Annotated in this window: 18 protein-coding genes; 6 read left to right on the top strand and 12 right to left on the bottom strand. The window is 37.6% G+C overall.

Going from position 1 to position 16,379, the window contains the following annotated elements:
- The first annotated feature begins 77 nt into the window (after positions 1-77).
- Positions 78-1,184: a hypothetical protein gene (locus Q8P68_03230; protein ID MDP4008182.1), complete on the top strand. Its 1,107-nt coding sequence runs from the start codon at positions 78-80 to the stop codon at positions 1,182-1,184.
- 61 nt (positions 1,185-1,245) lie between these two features.
- Here Q8P68_03230 and pheA read toward each other — a convergent pair whose 3' ends face one another.
- From pheA to Q8P68_03215, 3 genes are read right to left on the bottom strand one after another with little or no spacing between them, the layout of a single operon-like run.
- The gene (gene pheA / locus Q8P68_03225) at positions 1,246-3,006 is read right to left on the bottom strand and encodes a prephenate dehydratase (GenBank protein MDP4008181.1); all 1,761 of its coding nucleotides are present in this window, start codon (positions 3,004-3,006) and stop codon (positions 1,246-1,248) included.
- Between the two features lie 2 nt (positions 3,007-3,008).
- A complete protein-coding gene (locus Q8P68_03220) occupies positions 3,009-3,401 on the bottom strand; it encodes a YtxH domain-containing protein (protein ID MDP4008180.1) in 393 nt (130 codons plus the stop codon).
- Between the two features lie 52 nt (positions 3,402-3,453).
- Entirely contained in the window at positions 3,454-4,020 is a 567-nt protein-coding gene (locus Q8P68_03215; protein ID MDP4008179.1) for a Maf family protein, read from the bottom strand.
- A gap of 91 nt (positions 4,021-4,111) precedes the next feature.
- On the opposite strand from Q8P68_03215, the gene rpsT reads away from it, so the two are divergent.
- Entirely contained in the window at positions 4,112-4,378 is a 267-nt protein-coding gene (gene rpsT / locus Q8P68_03210) for a 30S ribosomal protein S20 (GenBank protein ID MDP4008178.1), read from the top strand.
- 12 nt (positions 4,379-4,390) lie between these two features.
- Here the strand turns inward: rpsT and Q8P68_03205 are convergent, their stop codons facing one another.
- Positions 4,391-5,638, bottom strand: coding sequence for an RsmB/NOP family class I SAM-dependent RNA methyltransferase (locus Q8P68_03205; protein MDP4008177.1), 1,248 nt, complete (start codon positions 5,636-5,638; stop codon positions 4,391-4,393).
- 66 nt (positions 5,639-5,704) lie between these two features.
- Between Q8P68_03205 and Q8P68_03200 the strand changes: the two genes are divergently transcribed.
- The gene (locus tag Q8P68_03200; GenBank protein MDP4008176.1) at positions 5,705-6,298 is read left to right on the top strand and encodes a 3'-5' exonuclease; all 594 of its coding nucleotides are present in this window, start codon (positions 5,705-5,707) and stop codon (positions 6,296-6,298) included.
- An 11-nt stretch (positions 6,299-6,309) separates the two neighbouring features.
- On the opposite strand, the gene Q8P68_03195 is transcribed toward Q8P68_03200, so the two are convergent.
- Positions 6,310-8,634 carry a RelA/SpoT family protein gene (locus tag Q8P68_03195; protein ID MDP4008175.1) on the bottom strand — a complete coding sequence of 775 codons (2,325 nt, stop codon included), beginning with the start codon at positions 8,632-8,634 and terminating at the stop codon, positions 6,310-6,312.
- A gap of 169 nt (positions 8,635-8,803) precedes the next feature.
- Here Q8P68_03195 and Q8P68_03190 point away from each other — a divergent pair, with 169 nt between their 5' ends.
- Positions 8,804-10,201, top strand: coding sequence for a S8 family serine peptidase (locus Q8P68_03190; protein ID MDP4008174.1), 1,398 nt, complete (start codon positions 8,804-8,806; stop codon positions 10,199-10,201).
- Between the two features lie 550 nt (positions 10,202-10,751).
- Here the strand turns inward: Q8P68_03190 and Q8P68_03185 are convergent.
- The 4 genes from Q8P68_03185 to Q8P68_03170 form a co-directional block, all read right to left on the bottom strand.
- On the bottom strand, positions 10,752-11,063 hold the full coding sequence (locus tag Q8P68_03185; GenBank protein MDP4008173.1) for a hypothetical protein: 312 nt from the start codon (positions 11,061-11,063) through the stop codon (positions 10,752-10,754).
- 8 nt (positions 11,064-11,071) lie between these two features.
- Complete coding sequence (locus Q8P68_03180) at positions 11,072-11,215, bottom strand: hypothetical protein (GenBank protein ID MDP4008172.1); 144 nt, start codon at positions 11,213-11,215, stop codon at positions 11,072-11,074.
- 141 nt (positions 11,216-11,356) lie between these two features.
- On the bottom strand, positions 11,357-13,294 hold the full coding sequence (locus Q8P68_03175) for a hypothetical protein (GenBank protein ID MDP4008171.1): 1,938 nt from the start codon (positions 13,292-13,294) through the stop codon (positions 11,357-11,359).
- A gap of 8 nt (positions 13,295-13,302) precedes the next feature.
- Positions 13,303-13,695, bottom strand: coding sequence for a hypothetical protein (locus Q8P68_03170; protein ID MDP4008170.1), 393 nt, complete (start codon positions 13,693-13,695; stop codon positions 13,303-13,305).
- Between the two features lie 101 nt (positions 13,696-13,796).
- Here Q8P68_03170 and Q8P68_03165 point away from each other — a divergent pair, with 101 nt between their 5' ends.
- Positions 13,797-14,360 carry a hypothetical protein gene (locus Q8P68_03165; protein MDP4008169.1) on the top strand — a complete coding sequence of 188 codons (564 nt, stop codon included), beginning with the start codon at positions 13,797-13,799 and terminating at the stop codon, positions 14,358-14,360.
- Here Q8P68_03165 and rnc read toward each other — a convergent pair.
- Genes rnc through rpmF form a run of 3 tightly spaced genes read right to left on the bottom strand, consistent with a single transcriptional unit; the run spans position 14,357 to position 15,773 of the window.
- Positions 14,357-15,046: a ribonuclease III gene (gene rnc / locus Q8P68_03160; GenBank protein MDP4008168.1), complete on the bottom strand. Its 690-nt coding sequence runs from the start codon at positions 15,044-15,046 to the stop codon at positions 14,357-14,359. The two genes, Q8P68_03165 and rnc, sit on opposite strands and share 4 nt — an antisense overlap.
- 1 nt (position 15,047) lies before the next feature.
- Positions 15,048-15,473, bottom strand: a complete 426-nt coding sequence (gene nusB / locus Q8P68_03155; protein ID MDP4008167.1) for a transcription antitermination factor NusB — start codon at positions 15,471-15,473, stop codon at positions 15,048-15,050.
- A 60-nt stretch (positions 15,474-15,533) separates the two neighbouring features.
- The gene (rpmF, locus tag Q8P68_03150) at positions 15,534-15,773 is read right to left on the bottom strand and encodes a 50S ribosomal protein L32 (GenBank protein MDP4008166.1); all 240 of its coding nucleotides are present in this window, start codon (positions 15,771-15,773) and stop codon (positions 15,534-15,536) included.
- Between the two features lie 355 nt (positions 15,774-16,128).
- On the opposite strand from rpmF, the gene Q8P68_03145 reads away from it, so the two are divergent.
- The coding region (locus Q8P68_03145) for a hypothetical protein (protein ID MDP4008165.1) at positions 16,129-16,379 on the top strand (251 nt) is incomplete at its 3' end.

Here is a 16,379-nt window from a genome sequence, read left to right as displayed (position 1 = left end):
TAAAAGATGTTGACATTTAGTGAAGAATAGTTTACTCTTGCATCTTCAATTTAAATATAAACCTTAATTTTATTACTATGAAGTTAGATAAACTAAATGCAGTAGCGGCTCCAGCAGCAGCTTCTAAAGCCCCAACAAGCCCAGCTTTCACCGCTATGTTCCGAGCAATGATCATAGCCTCTTTATCTCTAGGTGTTACAGGATGTAACACAACCCAACCAGATGATGATGATACTGGTGTAGTGCTTCCTGATGATGACGACGACTCTGCAGATGATGATGATTCTGCTGTTGGTGACGACGATGATGATTCTGCAGGTGACGATGATTCTGCTGTCGGTGACGACGACGATACTGTCGGTGATGACGATGATACTGTCGGTGACGACGACGATTCTGTCGGTGACGACGACGATTCTGTCGGTGACGACGATGATGATTCTGCTGTCGGTGACGACGACGATTCTGTCGGTGACGATGATTCTGCTGTCGGTGACGACGACGATACTGTCGGTGATGACGATGATACTGTCGGTGACGACGACGATTCTGTCGGTGACGACGATGATGATTCTGCTGGTACAGTTACAGTCTATACAGATGGGCCACTTGCTACACAAGTTGGATTAAATTTGGATGGTGCCAATCCTACATTAGGATTTATAGGTGATGAGACTGGTACGAGTAGCCTATCTGAACAAAGAGTATTTGAACTAAACGTAACTGACGATGGTAGTGGCCAAGGTGTTGTAGTGTCTCTCGCTTACACGGCAGCACTTGACAATTTAGCTGGCCCTTCATTCCCATCATCTGAAGCAGAATATTTACAAACAATACCACTTGTATCTGGCTCTCTTGCAGCGGGTGAGTTCGCTGGTGTACCAGCCATAAGTCATGAAGCAGATAGCTCTGGGACTAATAATGTAGTAACAACTGTAGAAGTACCTGTGGGTAGTGATGTCGAGATCACAAGATGCCGTGTAACACCAGAGGTTCCTGTTGGCCAAGAAGCATGGGCTGCATACGATGCAGTTAATTACTTTTTACCTAATGGTGTACTAAATCCATTCTACATAAATAGCGGATATATGTTTCCTGATTGCCAATATCTTGATGCTAGTTCTGGAGTATTCCCAGTAAATACTGGAGGTACTACATTTGTATATATGGCGACTAGACCATAATTAAACTTGACAATATCAAAAGGGACGCGTGAATACGCGTCCCTTTTTTGTTATTCGTTTTTTAGTATGTGCCGAGGAATTTAAGGCCGGCTGTAAGTGAATTTATTTCACTTAGAGTATCTTTTACTTTTTTCTCCGAAGGACTTCCTTCGAAGTCTATGAAGAAGAGATAGTTTCCAAAGTCTTTTTTGTATGGGCGGGACTCTACTCTTGTCATGTTTACTTTGTTTTTTGCAAACGTCTCAAAGACCGTAAAGAGACTACCTGCTTTGTCTGAAGAAAAGTAAAAGGCTATTGAAGAGTTTTTTGGATTTTTTAAGAATGGGTTTTTGTAGTTTGTAGATGATGGTTTGACATATTTCGTGATAACAGCGAATTTTGTAATGTTATCTGCATCATCAGCTATGTTTTCTTTTATGATTTTAAATCCATAATGCTTTGCAGAGGGAGCCGGACCTATAACGGCTATATGCCTGAAATTTTTAGATTTTACATTTTCAAAAGCTTTTGCACTGCTAGATACGGCAATTAAGTCTACTCCTTTGAGATGTTTTTGAAGATATGATTTACACTGGCTGAGAGCTTGCGTATGTGACATCACTATTTTGACGTCTTTGATATTTACTCCAGGCAAAATGGCCAAGCAATGATTGATAGGAAGCGAAACCATATCTATTATTTGTATATCGTGTGTAAAAAGGCCATCCAAAGTCTCACGTACAGTTCCATGTAGACGATTTTCGACAGGAACCATACCAAACTTTGATTTACCATTTGAAACCTCTGTGATGACGTCCTCTATAGTTGATTTAAAAATCTTATTTGTTATCTGTTTTGTAAAACTCGATTTTTTAGTTTCACTCTTTTTTAAAAACAAATCCGCTGCAGTATCTGTATATGTCATAACCGGTCCAAGTAGTGCGATATTCTTATTTGGTGTATTTTTATGTTTGGTTGATGGAGTTTTTAATAAAGGCAGGATTGCTTCATCAAAAAGATCTTCCTGCCTGAGAGTTGAGATCACGTGATCAGTCTCAGCGAGAGCCTCATCTTTGTACTTACCAAGGAACTGAGCAGCTGACATAAAATATTTTTCAAATGCTTTTAAATCGCCCTGCTCTATTATTTCGTATAGCTGATTTATAGAATCGAGATGTGCTTTTATGATTTTTTTATTACGTGGATTCTGAATTTGCATCGAGCCATAAAGCTCAGGGCTCTGCGCCAAAATTCTACCTACCATTTTTAATTTTAAATCAGTCGCTGGAGAGGCATATTTCATAAGCTCTTTTGTCTTAAATCCCAAATCCTTCATCGTATGAGCAAAAGATATTTCCGCGAAATGCGGCAGGCCTTGTACCATAGCCATCAATTTGTCATGCTTCTCTATCTTTATTTCTTGTAGATTAAACCCGGCATCTTCAAAGATTTTTTTAAAAGTCTTTGCGGCAGATTTTCCTTTTACAGGCATAAATAAGATCCTGGCACCCGCCGTTAATTGAGTTTCATTGCACATAGGATGCAAAGACAAAACTTCACACTTAGCCCTCTTCAAAATAGGTATAATATTATCTTTGATTGAGTTGATCTCAATAAGAGTTTGACCTTTTTTCAATAGTGGGACAACTCCATTTAGCACTTTCTCAATATGAGATATAGATACTGACACAAATACAATATCGGATTCTTGTACTATTTTTTTATTCGTTAATTTCGTACCCTTATCTGAGACAAGAACATTGAATCCGTATTCTTCGAAAAAGGCCGCAAAACGATGTCCCATTTTTCCGTTACCACCAATAATCCCGATAGTCTTTTTCATTATTATTTCTTCTTTGGTGCTTTTTTAGCTGTAGCTTTTTTTACCGTTTTCTTAACAGCTTTTACCTTTGCCTTTGCTGCGGCATGCGTTTTTTTAACAGCTGTCTTTGCTTTTTTCGCCCCAGCCTTCGCCTTTGATACACTCTTTTTCACTTGCCTCTTAACTTTTACCAATTGCTCACTTGAATCCGTAATCTCATCTGCAGTATCAACAATATCTCCAGCCATACCTTTGAGACCTTTTCTGACGGCTGAAAGTCCGGTACCACCCTTATCCAGTTCTTTTTTTATACTTTTCCTTAATTCCTTACCTTTTGTCGGCGCAAACAAAACCCCTGCCAATGTCCCGAGCGTTAACCCCAAAAAAAGTGAAATCTTACCTGCCTTTTTACCCATATAATGATGTTAGAAATTGCTAATTGACATCCTAGCACAGTTTTCTCTTTGTTCAAATCAACTTATCGTATAAATCTAAAAAAACTTCCTTCGGTAACCCAACTACATTTGAGAAGCTCCCCTCTATCGCACTTACAAACCCACTCGCCTGCCCTTGAATTGCGTATGCACCAGCCTTATCTTCCCATTCATTAGTTTGAATATATTCTTCAATTTGTTCATCTGAAAGTTTATGAAAAGTAACTTCAGTTATTTCAATATGAGTAATTTTTTTTTCATCTCGAGTACGAATCAAGCACATTGCACTCAATACCTGATGAGTATGGCCGGATAATTTCTTTATCATTTCAAATGCATCGCTTGCATTTTTTGGCTTGCCAAAAATCTCACCATTTAAAGTAACCAAAGTATCAACTCCAAGTATTACATCGTCAGCCCCGCCTTTTACGCGCCCAAAAACCTCCTCCGCTTTGCTCTGAGCATGAAGCGTCGCCAACCGAGCAGGATCACTCGAAATATCATGCTTTTCCTCATAATTACTCTCAATAACCTCAAAATCTACATTGATTTCTCTGAGAAGCATACTTCGACGCGGACTTTTTGATGCGAGTATTAACATATTACTTGACTTATTTGTGCCATCTGACTATATTTCAAAGGCTTTTTTTTGAAAGCTAGTACAAAAATAATTCTTAAAAGAAATTATAGCAATGCCGATTATCAAAAGTGCAAAAAAACGAGTGCTACAAAATGCAAAGCACAGACAAAGAAATTTTCGTGTAAGAAGTCGTGTACATGAAGTTGTTCGTGACCTTACTGATCTTGTTAAAGAAGGAAAAAAAGCTGAAGCGCTTACAGCTCTTTCACAAGCTTACAAAGTTATAGACACTGCTGTGAAGAAAAATATCCTGCACAAAAATACAGCAAACAGACAAAAATCCGCGCTTGCAAAAGCGGTAGATGCAGTCAAAGTATAGATTTTGTTTAATTTATAAAGTTTTAAGCCATACCAGAGCTTCCGGTGTGGCTTTATTGTTTTTGTCCAATACCTTTGCACCAACGGACCGAACCGGTAAGTCAGCAAAGCGCTTATAAAACGAATGAGTTTGCAAATAATACTCTCCATCATGTTTTACAATTGCAAACATCTTTGGGAAATCAACAGAGGCAAGCCCTGCTTGTTTCAACAAGGCTTTGACTATACTCATCTCTTCTTTTTTCATACAAAGCTTCCAACCCTCTCTAACATTCTTTTTTTCTACGACATGAGCCGTCTGACGTTTTTGCCTAGCCGTTAAGTGTGAAACCCTCTTACTGTCCCCACTTTCCGTAGAAGTCTTTTTTGTCAAAATACATGCGAAAAAACCACCGGTCTTGAATTCATGAGGCCATATTTTAAGCATAGGCTCCTTAGTTTTACGACCCCCACCTTTGACATACAACCCATGTTTTTTCATATCTATATTCACTATCTGCGCATTTCCAAAAAATTTCTTTAAAATATGTGCAATCACTTTTTCATTCTCCTCCAAATTTAACGTACATGTCGAATAAACAAGTTTCCCACCAGGCTTGAGTGCGACGAATGCATCTTCTATTATTTTCCTCTGCCTTTTGGCATTAAATTTTATCGTCTTTATATTCCAATGTTTCAATACAGCTGGGAATTTGAAATACATACCTTCGCCACTACATGGAGCGTCTACAAGAATTTTATCAAATGTATTTATATAATTTTTAGCGAAAAAAGTAGAATCTAAAGCTGTAATTGCATGAGACACCACCCCAAAATCTTTTAAATTATTACGCAATTTAACATATCTATCCGGTGATATTTCATTGGCGATTATAAGAGCTTCGTTATCTACCAATGCGGCTATTTGCGTTGTTTTTGAGCCGGGTGATGCACATAAATCCAAAACATAATCACCGGCCTTTGGATCTAGAAGCTCTACGGCTATTTGCGAGCTTGCTTCCTGTGAATACACCTTCCCTGACTTAAAACACTCAGTATTACCTATACTTATAACTGATTCATAAAAATACCCATTTGGTGACCATGGAATATTTTGAAGTTTTTCAAAATCAGATCCTATGTCTTTTATCCCTGCTTTTGCCAATAGTGTATTTACCCTAAGTGCAGTTCTGACCTTCCCTTCATTGATTTGAGAAATAAACTTATTATAATCCTCCGGATCAAGAAGGTCCTTAAAATATTCTGTAAACTTATTATTCATGCGAATATTTAATAGGATTGTTCTTTCATAGTCAATTTGTTAAAATCGACACAAAATTTTTCTTTTATGATAAAAGATACTACATTTATTGTTGTCGACACGGAAACAACAGGTGCAACAGGGGCTCATGATAAGATTGTGGAGATAGGCGCAGTAAAAGTCAGAAATGGCGAAATAATCGATACATTTCATACTTTATTAAATCCGGAAAGATTTATCCCTCACAATGTTATCCAGATTCATCATATCACTGATAGCATGGTTGCGGACGCACCTCTGTTTTCTGATATTATAGATAAATTCGCTGAATTCATGGATGAAGACGCTATATTCACCGCTCATAATGTTGAATTTGATAAAGCTTTTATTAATCAAGAATTCATAAGGATTGATTGCTCCCCTATGCCACATCAGTCTCTATGTACGCTTAAATTGGCACGCAAGGTCTTCCCGGGCTTCAGAAGGTACAACTTAGGCTCTCTTTGCGATAGCCTCGGCATAGAGCTCCCAAATGCGCACAGGGCTCTCGACGACAGTATGGCCACTGCAAAAATACTCCTCAAAATCTTTGAAAAGTTAGAGAAAGATGGAGTAACAACTCTAAAAGATATAAATCTTAAAAGTATACCAAAAGTCACTCAAACATTAAGTATGTTCTAGTAAAATCATACTTATTTTGAAGACCATATAAATCCTACAATCAAAGACGCGAGCATAAGTAAAGCGAAGACAAAAAGGCTCAATAAATGTAAGGATAGCACTTCACCTATCAACGTCCCAAATATGAGAAGTGTTGTGAAATTAAAAAAAATAGCGAACTTTTTACGGCCAACTGCTTTTGGTGCGTATGGTTGTGCGAATTTTCTAATATAGAATAAAAAGCTAAGAAGTAATAACGTTGTTATCCAAAATATAGTTATATCAAATTCACGGTTAGTGTCTTTATTTGCCAAATGTGAAATAACAAATGGATGAAGGCCCCATGCCATGAGGCATATAACTATAGTCGTATAAAACATTACGTATTGGAATGCTCTATTTGTTTCGACCATAACAACTCCATCGATACTTTCAAGCGAACGCATAGCTCTATGTAATTGACTCAAATCTGCAACTTCAAGGTCTATATAATCTATAGCCGCCCCTTTGCTGAAATGTTTCTCACGGGCAACTAATTTATTTATATTTATCCTATGACATGCCAGCACATCAAATATATCTGAAAGCAATCCCACCCTATCTTCCAATACCAATTTCAAGCGCAATCTAATAGTTGTATGTCGATCACTACTGAATATAAATGTAAGTAGGCGATGTAAAAAGAACCTATCCTTAGCGGCAAATACGCTGTTGTTTTTAAGTAACGCATTGGTTAAATCATTTTCCGATTTTTCACCGGATGCGATGTCTTTCAAAAAGCTATCTACAGTATTATATCCAAAAAAATATGAGATTTTCAACTTTTCACCTTGGCTCCTATTTCTAAAATTGCCTTTATTCAAAATAGAAAAAACATTATCCAAAATAGCCTCCCCAACCTCAAGCCTCTCTTCTTTCGAAAGCTTTTTAAAAGTCTTCCTAATCGCCTCTTTCGCCTCATCCGTAATAACAAAATACAACCATTCTCTTTGTGGCTTCGCTTTTTTATTGGTCACTACCTCAACTATATCACCTGTCTGTAACTCATAACTAATAGGCTTTCTTTCCTTGTTCACATACGCAAATGAGTACTTATCTCCCAGAGATGATGAAACTGTATATGCATAATCCAATGGAGATGCCCCCTTTGGCATATCAAAAACATCACCATCCGAACTAAAAACGAAAATTCTATCACTCAAAACATTCATTTTTAAATCTTCCAGGAATTCTACATTACCTTTATTTTGCAGTTTAAGTACTTTTTTAATCCATGGAGTTTGCCCCAAGAATGCATTTATATTTGCAGTAGCACCACTCTCACAAATAAATTTTGAAGCGATCCCATATTTCGCTTCAAGATCCATTTGTTTTGTCCGAATCTGAAACTCAACCAAATATCCATCCGGCCCAAAAACCGTAGTATGTAGCCCCTGATAACCATTTGGCTTGCTCACCGCAATGTAATCCCTAAATTGATTTGGTTTCGGTTTCCACTTACTGTGAATAACTCCAAGAGTTTCATAACATTCACCGACGCTATTCACAATAAGTCTTATAGCCGGAATGTCATAAAGCTCAGGCGTCGTTTTCTGAGTCCTCAACATTTTCTTGTATATAGAAAAAAAATGTTTCCACCGAGCCTCTACTTTTACCTTTATTTTTGCACCGGCAAGCAAACGTTCAGCACTATTTTTCACCTTCATTAAGTAAGTTTTGTGCTTACTTCTATTTTGGTTTACAACCCTCGCTATATTTTCATACTCCTCCGCGTACACATATTTAAAACATAAATCATCCATTTCCTGACGAATCTCCCAAACTCCAAGTAAATTTGCCAATGGTGAATAAATCTCCATTGTCTCTTTTGCAATACGCAAAGATTTCTCAGACTTAACATATTGCAACGTACGCATATTATGCAACCTGTCTGCAAGCTTAACCAATGCTACGCGAATATCTTTCGCCATAACCAAAAACATCCTTCGAAGCGTATCTATCTGCCTGTCTTGCATATTATTTTTGTAATACACGGCGGATAATTTTGTAATACCGGCGACAAGCTCTTTGACCTGTGGACCAAAATTCTCTCCGATATCATCCAATGTATACTTAGTATCTTCAGGTACGTCATGCAATAAACAAGTTATAATCGTTGGCATATCAACACGCATTTTTGCCAAAATAATCGCAGCACTAACCGGGTGCACGATATATGGTTCCCCTGACTTCCTTTTTTGATCTATGTGCGCCATTGCAGCGAACTCATAAGCCTTTTTTAACAACTTACCGTCAAATGGTCGCAAATAGCTCTTGAGCTCCTTATTTAGGGTCGTGAAAAGTGTCTTTTCATTCATAAGAAGTAGGTAAGAGGAATTGTCTCTAATCATACATTTCCAGTTGTACCTTTGCAAGATTTATCTCCCATAGTTTAATTCACTTCTCACTCAATGTATTCCATTTTCCTCTTATTTATGGTATAATTTTCTAGATTAGTTCGTTTTTATACTGCTACAGATAAACTTAATGAAGACATACAAACCAAAAAGCAAGATGTTTCCAACAATGATTGTGCTTACAATCTCTATTGTGGGAGGTTTTATCATATCATATGTAAATAACCTATACAGCCCAATACTTTCCACTTCATCTGTAGAAAAGATGAAAGAGCTAAATGGCAAATATGGCTTTAAACTTGGTGAAGATTTACTTAGTCCAAAAAAATCAAACACGCTCGCTTCTCTACTCAGGAATGATGTCCTTGAAATGGAAGGTGGGTCAAAAAACAGAGGTATAATTGTAAATTTCAACAACCAAAGTGAAAGCGGACAACTTATTTTGATGACTCCAACCAAACAAATCCCTGAAGATAAATTAGCAGATATCGCAAGTGAATACTCAAATACCATACCGGAAATAAATTTCGCAGAAGCTGATATAAAACTCGATGTATATTCTGATTCAATGCCGGAAATATTTGAAACAAATCTTATGTCAAAATTATTACAGTCAGCATTTCAAAATGCTTCAAGGTACTATACTTCAGAAGATTTGCTAGAAAAAGCTTCTATTTCAGACAAATGGTGGATAAAAAAAAGAAAAACCAATCACAGTTTACGCGCTACATTGAACTTTTCCAATATAGCTGGACGCTCGACTATTGCCGTACTTGATTCGGGAGCTGACATTACTCACCCATATTTCGCTAAACTCATTTGGAATAACGTAGATGAAAAAGCCGATAATAAAACAGATGATGATCATAATGGATATATTGACGATATACATGGCTGTGATTTCACACGTACAAAATGTGAAAATCTGGATGACGGTATAGGTCATGGGACGCATATGATAGGAATCATTTCAAAATACACGACTATTACATCGCCTGGAGAGATCGCAATATTAAAAGTATTTGATAAGAAATCTGAAAGTCGATTGAGTTATGCGATCAAGGCCATAAAATATGCTGCTGACAATAACATGAGAATATTAAATATCAGCTTTGGTACAACTGTAGAATCACAAGCGCTAAAAGATGCTACAGAATATGCATACAGCAAAGGTTCCTTTATAGTAGCAGCCGCCGGTAACAATGCATCTCCAAAACCACATTACCCTGCCGCATATGAAAAAGTAATATCTGTTGGAGCTTTTAACAATGAAGGGGCTCGACTATCAGAATCAAATTATGGGGATTGGGTAGACCTAAGCGCCCCAGGCGAAAGAATACTGAGCACTATACCAAATAAAAGATATGGTTATTTAAGCGGCACATCTCAAGCAGCACCATTTGTGAGTGCGGAAGTCTCAAATATACTTTTGTCAGATCCAAACATAGGGATCGAAGCAATGAAAGAAGAATTGAAGAAAATTGATTTTATGAAAATGTCAGGCCCTTCACCTTATGATGTTCAATAGAATCATATTGCTTGCCCTAGCTCTTGCATTTTTTGCACCGGCAAATTAAACTCACTTCCGCGTCTTATTAAAAGATGTAATTCTTTGAAAAGTGGGCCCGTAGCTCAGTGGTTAGAGCAGTCGGCTTAAAGAAGTCGACCTAAATCTAGTTCCTGGTTATGAATTTCCGCATGGCAGTTAGAGTAAACTTTCATAACCAATGAATAATATAGATATGGTCGAATTTCAATGGGCAGTTTGAAAAGAGATTTTCAAATGTATATCTGTCAAATTCGGGGAAACCTTCTGTACATAAAGTACAATGGCAATCCCGAGCCAAGCTCCTTTAGAAAAGGAGAAGGTGTAGAGACTAGACGGCAGACTTCCTCACTTTTAAAAAAAAGAAGGAAGAAGGGATAGTCCAGCTTACAAACTCAAAAGAGGTCACGAAAGTGATAGTGAGATGCATAACCGATTGGTCGATGGTTCAAGTCCATCCGGGCCCACCAAAAAATATCAAATGCTTTATTTGCGCTATTTAGAACACCAAGACTAAACACAACATAACTCTTTATCTTTTGAGAATTTCAAGTGCACGCGCACTGATTTTAGCCCATTTTTGAGCTATTTGTTTTGCAAAGCGTTTCTCTTTCGGCCTTGATGAATCAAAAGGCAATCCTTGAGTAATACTTGAAGCAGTTTCAACTGTTCCATTTGGAGAAATATCAAAACCTGTGAATTCAGTTTGATCAGTTGAGATAGTAGTTAGAACCAATACGCCATGCCCGCTTGCAGTCCCTCCAATACTGACAGTATTCTTCCCTTTGTTACAGGTTAAAGCAACCGAAGGTTTATGCCCTTCGTCAGAACTGTCGACTACCACATCACATTCTAGATCGCCTTCACATGTAAATGAATCTTCATCAACCTTAGTGCATGATCGGCATTTGTATCAGGGGAATTATCTTTTGCAGTTGCTGTCGACGTAGCCGCAAGCCCTCCAGCTACAAGCATTGCTAAGGCAGATTTTCTCATAATATTATTATTAATGTTAAAATTGAGAGCTGATTATAGGTATAAATTGTTATTTTGTCAAGGTGCGTGGCAGACTAAAGTTTGAGCATCTATAGTTTTCTGAATTATAAAGTTCGAACATAGTCCACTAAGCCCCACCAACTACGCCATAGGTGTATCTTCTTTTTGGTCTGTCGTGCTTGGTTCAACTTGTGACCATAAATCATCATCAAAATCTTGGCCATGATTTTTCCAATACTCACGATCCATATGACCTTCTGATTTTTTGTATGCAAATTGTAAAATACGTACAGCATTTTTACGAAGCTGTGTATAAGCATAACCTTCACCTTCTTTTTTTGAGAAAGTTTGAGATGCTATTGCATCATTCCTTATAAAATCCCACATCTCAGCTTGCACCTCATCATATCCACCCTTGATACCATTCATGTATCCATACCTGGTTGTTGTTCCTGCTTTCCTCCATTGTTCCAAATCTTCTTCCGTAGGGGTTTTCCCATAATCCATATCCATACTTGCATGTACATGATCGCCACCTTCCGTTTGTTCAGCACCGACCAACCAATCTGAACCGCCAACCTCTCCTTCACCAACTGTCGCCAATTCAGATACATGGAACATCTCATGATCCAAACTTGATATATTACTTACAACCAATCTACCTTTACCAATATCAACCCCTGCAGTCCTACTCGTCATATCATGCTTATCAGTTATCATGATTGCACCGGTAAGTAAAATCTCCTTCAGATGACTACCCTTGATCCACTCCGTACCATAATCACTTAACAAACTATCTATAACAACTAGATCTGCTATTAACTCAGCCTGAGACTTAGTTTCAACATCTATATGTTTCAAACCGGGAGTTGTAGCCATATAATATTCCTCTAACAAAGCTGTATCTTTATGTGAATACTTTATCTGTATTCCATATTTTTGACTTATTTGATCAGCCTTGTCTTTGACATTGAACATTATGTCTAGCTGCTCATCCATGCCACTTATCAACTCATCTCCTTCAGTTTGCTCTACAGTATCTATAGGTCTCTCATATGATAATTCATCTCCGGAAAAAATAAATGCCCTCGGTAAATCAGTCCTAGGATTCCCATCTGTGTCAGCAAAATAAAAACGTCTATCAGCACCTCTAACCAGTGGTATTTCCTGACCTACAATATAGTTAAAATTTGGATATTTAGCGTATTTTTCAATAGACCTCTGTGTATAGGCTATCGTTGCTGTATTGGTAAATGCATTATCAACCACTTGATCAATACGTAGCTCATGTTCCTCTTTTGAAGAGGGTGCGAAATCTGCTGTATATGTCCTTACTTCTGCCGGAAGAGCTAATCGCCTTACAGTTACTTTCATACCATCTATCACCGGCACCGGAGGTAGACCTTTTATAATTCTAAATTCATTTGTCAGAGAATCCTTTTCGGATAAATATATATTCCCATCTAACCCCTTTGTGATAAATGCCATCCCATCATTAACCATTGGAGCTGCAACATTTTTACCATACAAAGGCGTAAGTATTTTGATAGCCCGAGGACGGAGGCTAGGATCATTTACAAACTGTATAGCTCCAACCTTACATCCTTTTAAAAAATCCCCAAATGGCCTTTCTCTTTCATCATCTCTACCAGGCATCAGAACGCTTTGTATGTCCTGTGCTTCCGGATTAACGGCTTCTGCCGAACCTGCCATAAAACCAACCATACCAAGAACACCATCTATATTCGTCATTAACTCCTTTGTTAAAACATCCTCTTGTTCATCATTATTGTCGCTCAATTGTCTAATTTCATCCGTTTGCCAACTAAGCAAAGCGAAAGCCTCTGCAACTTGTGCAATAAATGCTTGTCTCTGAGATGGATTGTCAAAAGGTATTTGAACAATCATATCTACAACCCCACCCAAATCTGACTCAACTTGTTTTAATCTATCATATGCTTCTTCATCAAAAATAGCTTCAACCTCCTCGAATTGTTTTAATTCTAAATCATCATATTTCTCACGCACTATATCCTCTACGTTTTGTATATTTTCACTAAGTGTTCTATTTGTTGGCATTTGCTCTATCACTTATTTATAAGATTAATAAAAAAATTTAAAAGCCTTCTAAAAAAGCTTTCTTTAGTTTTTGCCTTTGGCTTCATTTTGTCCAACTCATCTTCTAAGTATGTTTCAGCACCCTCTGACTCATCTTCACTTACTACGTTTCCATTTACTTTGAGAGCCATCTTTTTCGCTCTATGAAAAACTGATTCTAAAGCTTTTTTCTGCAAATCGGACTCTTTGATTTTTGAAATCATTAGGCCTTTCATCTTTTCATTGCTTCCCTTGAAATATGCGATAAGTTTTGTGATTTGCTCTCCTCCAAGGCTTGAAGCTTTCTCAAGCAAAACATATTTTTGCTCCCATGAAAGTAATCTATTTCTTGCGATCAATATTTTAAGTTCTTTTTGAGGCATAATATCTATTATATATCCTCTGATTATATCATATTTTTACTATTTTTCATACTCCTTGTAATTTGCTAATATAGATAATGTAATATATTTATCAATCAAAAATGGAAGATTCAAATAAGTTTGTAGTCAAAATGTCTAGACTTGCATTGATTTTTTATATGTCATTCGGAGTCGGAGCCGTCGGGCTTATAATGCTCTTAACTTGGATTTTTAAAGATGGATTCAATGGAGAATATAGTTCAAATTTACTAGTTATTGGCTTAGTTTACTTGTTTATGCTCGGAGGTGGGCTTGCAATCACGATTCAACAATTGCTCTACATGTTGAACCCACCAACACTAATGACGGTTTCTGATAAGGAAATAACTTTTGCATCAGGATTTCGATACAAACAATATGCTATACCTATGAAATATGTGAAAAACGCCGGATTCTCAATCATTGATAGACATGGCATTGCCTTGTCGGGAGCTAATCCATTTCCGGTTGGAATTATCGTTTATTTCGAAGCGGCGGCGGATGTGCCATCAGGAATGGCAACTCCAATCGGAGTGAAATATTTCATGCACACACTCAAAATAAGCCGATTTCATGCGAATAGAGGAATAAAAGAAACCATCGACGCGATTAACAGTTTAAAAAAAATGGCTGGCAAATGGAGTTAACCTATCCAACCTCTTGCTTTGATAGCTGCCATAGCTGCTGATTGCTCAGCTTCTTGCTTGTTTGTACCCTCCCCTTCACCGGACTTGCGATCCCCAAGGTATGCGCCAACCGTAAATGATTTATCATGATCCGGCCCTTCCTCTTTCAAAACTTTGTAATGTGGAGTGATTGATAATATTTCTTGTGCTTTTTCTTGGAAATAAGTCTTTGCATCCAGATATAAACCTTCGCTAATTATATTATCCAGAGTAGTGATTATCCATTTGTGTATAAATTTTGTACTCACGTCCCAACCTTGATCCAAATAAATAGCTCCAACTAACGCTTCTACTGTATTTGCCAAGATATAATGCTTCTCTCTACCACCGGAACCTTCTTCACCACGACTAAGGTAAAGATACTGTCCAAGTTCTAAGTTTTGCGCAATTAGAGCTAGATTTGAGCCACGCACAACCGCTGAACGGTAACTGGTAAGCACCCCTTCGTCTAGAGTTGGGAAAGTACTAAATAAATAATCTGTCACCACCAATTCAAGTACGGCATCTCCTAAGAACTCCAATCTTTCATTACTCTTTTTATCATCATTTTCATTTAAATATGACCTGTGCACAAATGCATGGTCCAAAATAGATTTATCTTTGAATATTATTTCTATGTTTTGCTCAAGAGCTGTGAAATCTTTCATATTATTTATGATTAAATCCTTCTTTGTTATTCATAACATTGCTAAGTACCCCATTGATAAATTTTGCATTATTGTATCCACCAAACTCCTTTGCCACCTCAATTGCTTCATTTACAGCAACCAAATCCGGCACCTCCTCATCAAACATCAGTTCAAATACACCTATACGCAATATCGTAAGATCCATCAAGGCTATCTTATCAAGAGGCCAATCCGGAGCCGCCTCCTGTATTATTTGATCAATAACGTCCATTTTATCTAGCACACCTTCAAATAAACACTTTGCAAAAGTTGGATTTGCTATGTCGTCGCCGAATTCGTTTAAGACATAAGAAAAAGCATCTTCCGGCTCATTATTCCCGAATTCTAATGCATATAGGACCTGCATTGCGAGAATACGACAGCGATGTCTCATGGATTTTGCCATATTATAAAAGATGGTTGCTTCGCACTTTAATTCGCAAGCCAAGCTCACTTCGTTCGCGCCTTAGGCCTGAATCTTTGTAATCTTATCATCTACTGATTTAACCTTCAATACTTGCCTTCCTCTATATACACCACATGCTTCACATAAATGATGAGCTCTTCTTTTTTCTCCACACTTCTCACATACGGTAAGTTGTACAGCATTTAGCATACGAGTGATATTCCTCGTCTTAAAAGATGCGTAACGCTTCTTGGTACGCGTTTTGGACGTTTTCCGTTTTGGGACTGGATGTTTTGCCATATTTCTATTAATTAAGCCCGCCCATTATACTTATCTGATTACCTATTGCAAGATAATTTGATTTAAAGCTTCACCATTTTTTGCGCCGGTGTTTCGTTTTTTTGTTTTGATTTGCCCCCCCCCGCTATTTCCCACCCACGGCCTCCGTTATCCCCTCGCACTTCTTGACCTCCACTCCGCCTACTTTCCCGAACCGCATCGGTGAGTGCGTGCGTACCACAAAACATTTTCATTCTCACGCAACTCGAAATGGTGATTTTTGGCTTATTACTCATGTTTTTTGCCTATTTTTGTCTGGCAATTTTGACGGATTTTTGTTAATATTTTCTTCTAATAATCCTTAAATATAAAAGATATGTACGATAAAAAATCAAACGGACTCGTGGGAGAAAATACCTTGCAGAAATCAAGCGGACTCGTGGAAAATACCCTGCAGAAATCCGCAGGGGTCAAGGCGAAAAACGATCTTTTGGCAGCAAAAAACCTTCACAAAAAATTTATTTCCCTTGGCAATCAACGAAATAAAATTACTCACGAACTTATCCTTCTGATCCCCGAGATCTATAAAAAAGAGATTTATAAATCTTATGGTTGCGCGAATATTTA

This window comes from Candidatus Peregrinibacteria bacterium, assembly GCA_030700255.1.
Classification (GTDB): Bacteria; Patescibacteriota; Gracilibacteria; order UBA1369; family JABINC01; genus JABINC01.
This window is presented reverse-complemented; position numbering and strand designations above follow the sequence as displayed.

Excerpts from the sequence above, each read along its gene's own strand:
- Q8P68_03230 (MDP4008182.1), top strand. The coding sequence starts at position 78 with ATGAAGTTAGATAAACTAAATGCAGTAGCGGCTCCAGCAGCAGCTTCT.
- Q8P68_03215 (MDP4008179.1), bottom strand. The coding sequence starts at position 4,020 with ATGTTAATACTCGCATCAAAAAGTCCGCGTCGAAGTATGCTTCTCAGA.
- rnc (MDP4008168.1), bottom strand. The coding sequence starts at position 15,046 with ATGAAAGATTTCACAGCTCTTGAGCAAAACATAGAAATAATATTCAAA.
- Q8P68_03205 (MDP4008177.1), bottom strand. The coding sequence starts at position 5,638 with ATGAATAATAAGTTTACAGAATATTTTAAGGACCTTCTTGATCCGGAG.
- Q8P68_03190 (MDP4008174.1), top strand. The coding sequence starts at position 8,804 with ATGAAGACATACAAACCAAAAAGCAAGATGTTTCCAACAATGATTGTG.
- Q8P68_03170 (MDP4008170.1), bottom strand. The coding sequence starts at position 13,695 with ATGCCTCAAAAAGAACTTAAAATATTGATCGCAAGAAATAGATTACTT.
- Q8P68_03220 (MDP4008180.1), bottom strand. The coding sequence starts at position 3,401 with ATGGGTAAAAAGGCAGGTAAGATTTCACTTTTTTTGGGGTTAACGCTC.
- Q8P68_03165 (MDP4008169.1), top strand. The coding sequence starts at position 13,797 with ATGGAAGATTCAAATAAGTTTGTAGTCAAAATGTCTAGACTTGCATTG.
- nusB (MDP4008167.1), bottom strand. The coding sequence starts at position 15,473 with ATGGCAAAATCCATGAGACATCGCTGTCGTATTCTCGCAATGCAGGTC.
- Q8P68_03180 (MDP4008172.1), bottom strand. The coding sequence starts at position 11,215 with ATGAGAAAATCTGCCTTAGCAATGCTTGTAGCTGGAGGGCTTGCGGCT.
- Q8P68_03175 (MDP4008171.1), bottom strand. The coding sequence starts at position 13,294 with ATGCCAACAAATAGAACACTTAGTGAAAATATACAAAACGTAGAGGAT.
- rpmF (MDP4008166.1), bottom strand. The coding sequence starts at position 15,773 with ATGGCAAAACATCCAGTCCCAAAACGGAAAACGTCCAAAACGCGTACC.
- Q8P68_03200 (MDP4008176.1), top strand. The coding sequence starts at position 5,705 with ATGATAAAAGATACTACATTTATTGTTGTCGACACGGAAACAACAGGT.
- pheA (MDP4008181.1), bottom strand. The coding sequence starts at position 3,006 with ATGAAAAAGACTATCGGGATTATTGGTGGTAACGGAAAAATGGGACAT.
- Q8P68_03195 (MDP4008175.1), bottom strand. The coding sequence starts at position 8,634 with ATGAATGAAAAGACACTTTTCACGACCCTAAATAAGGAGCTCAAGAGC.
- rpsT (MDP4008178.1), top strand. The coding sequence starts at position 4,112 with ATGCCGATTATCAAAAGTGCAAAAAAACGAGTGCTACAAAATGCAAAG.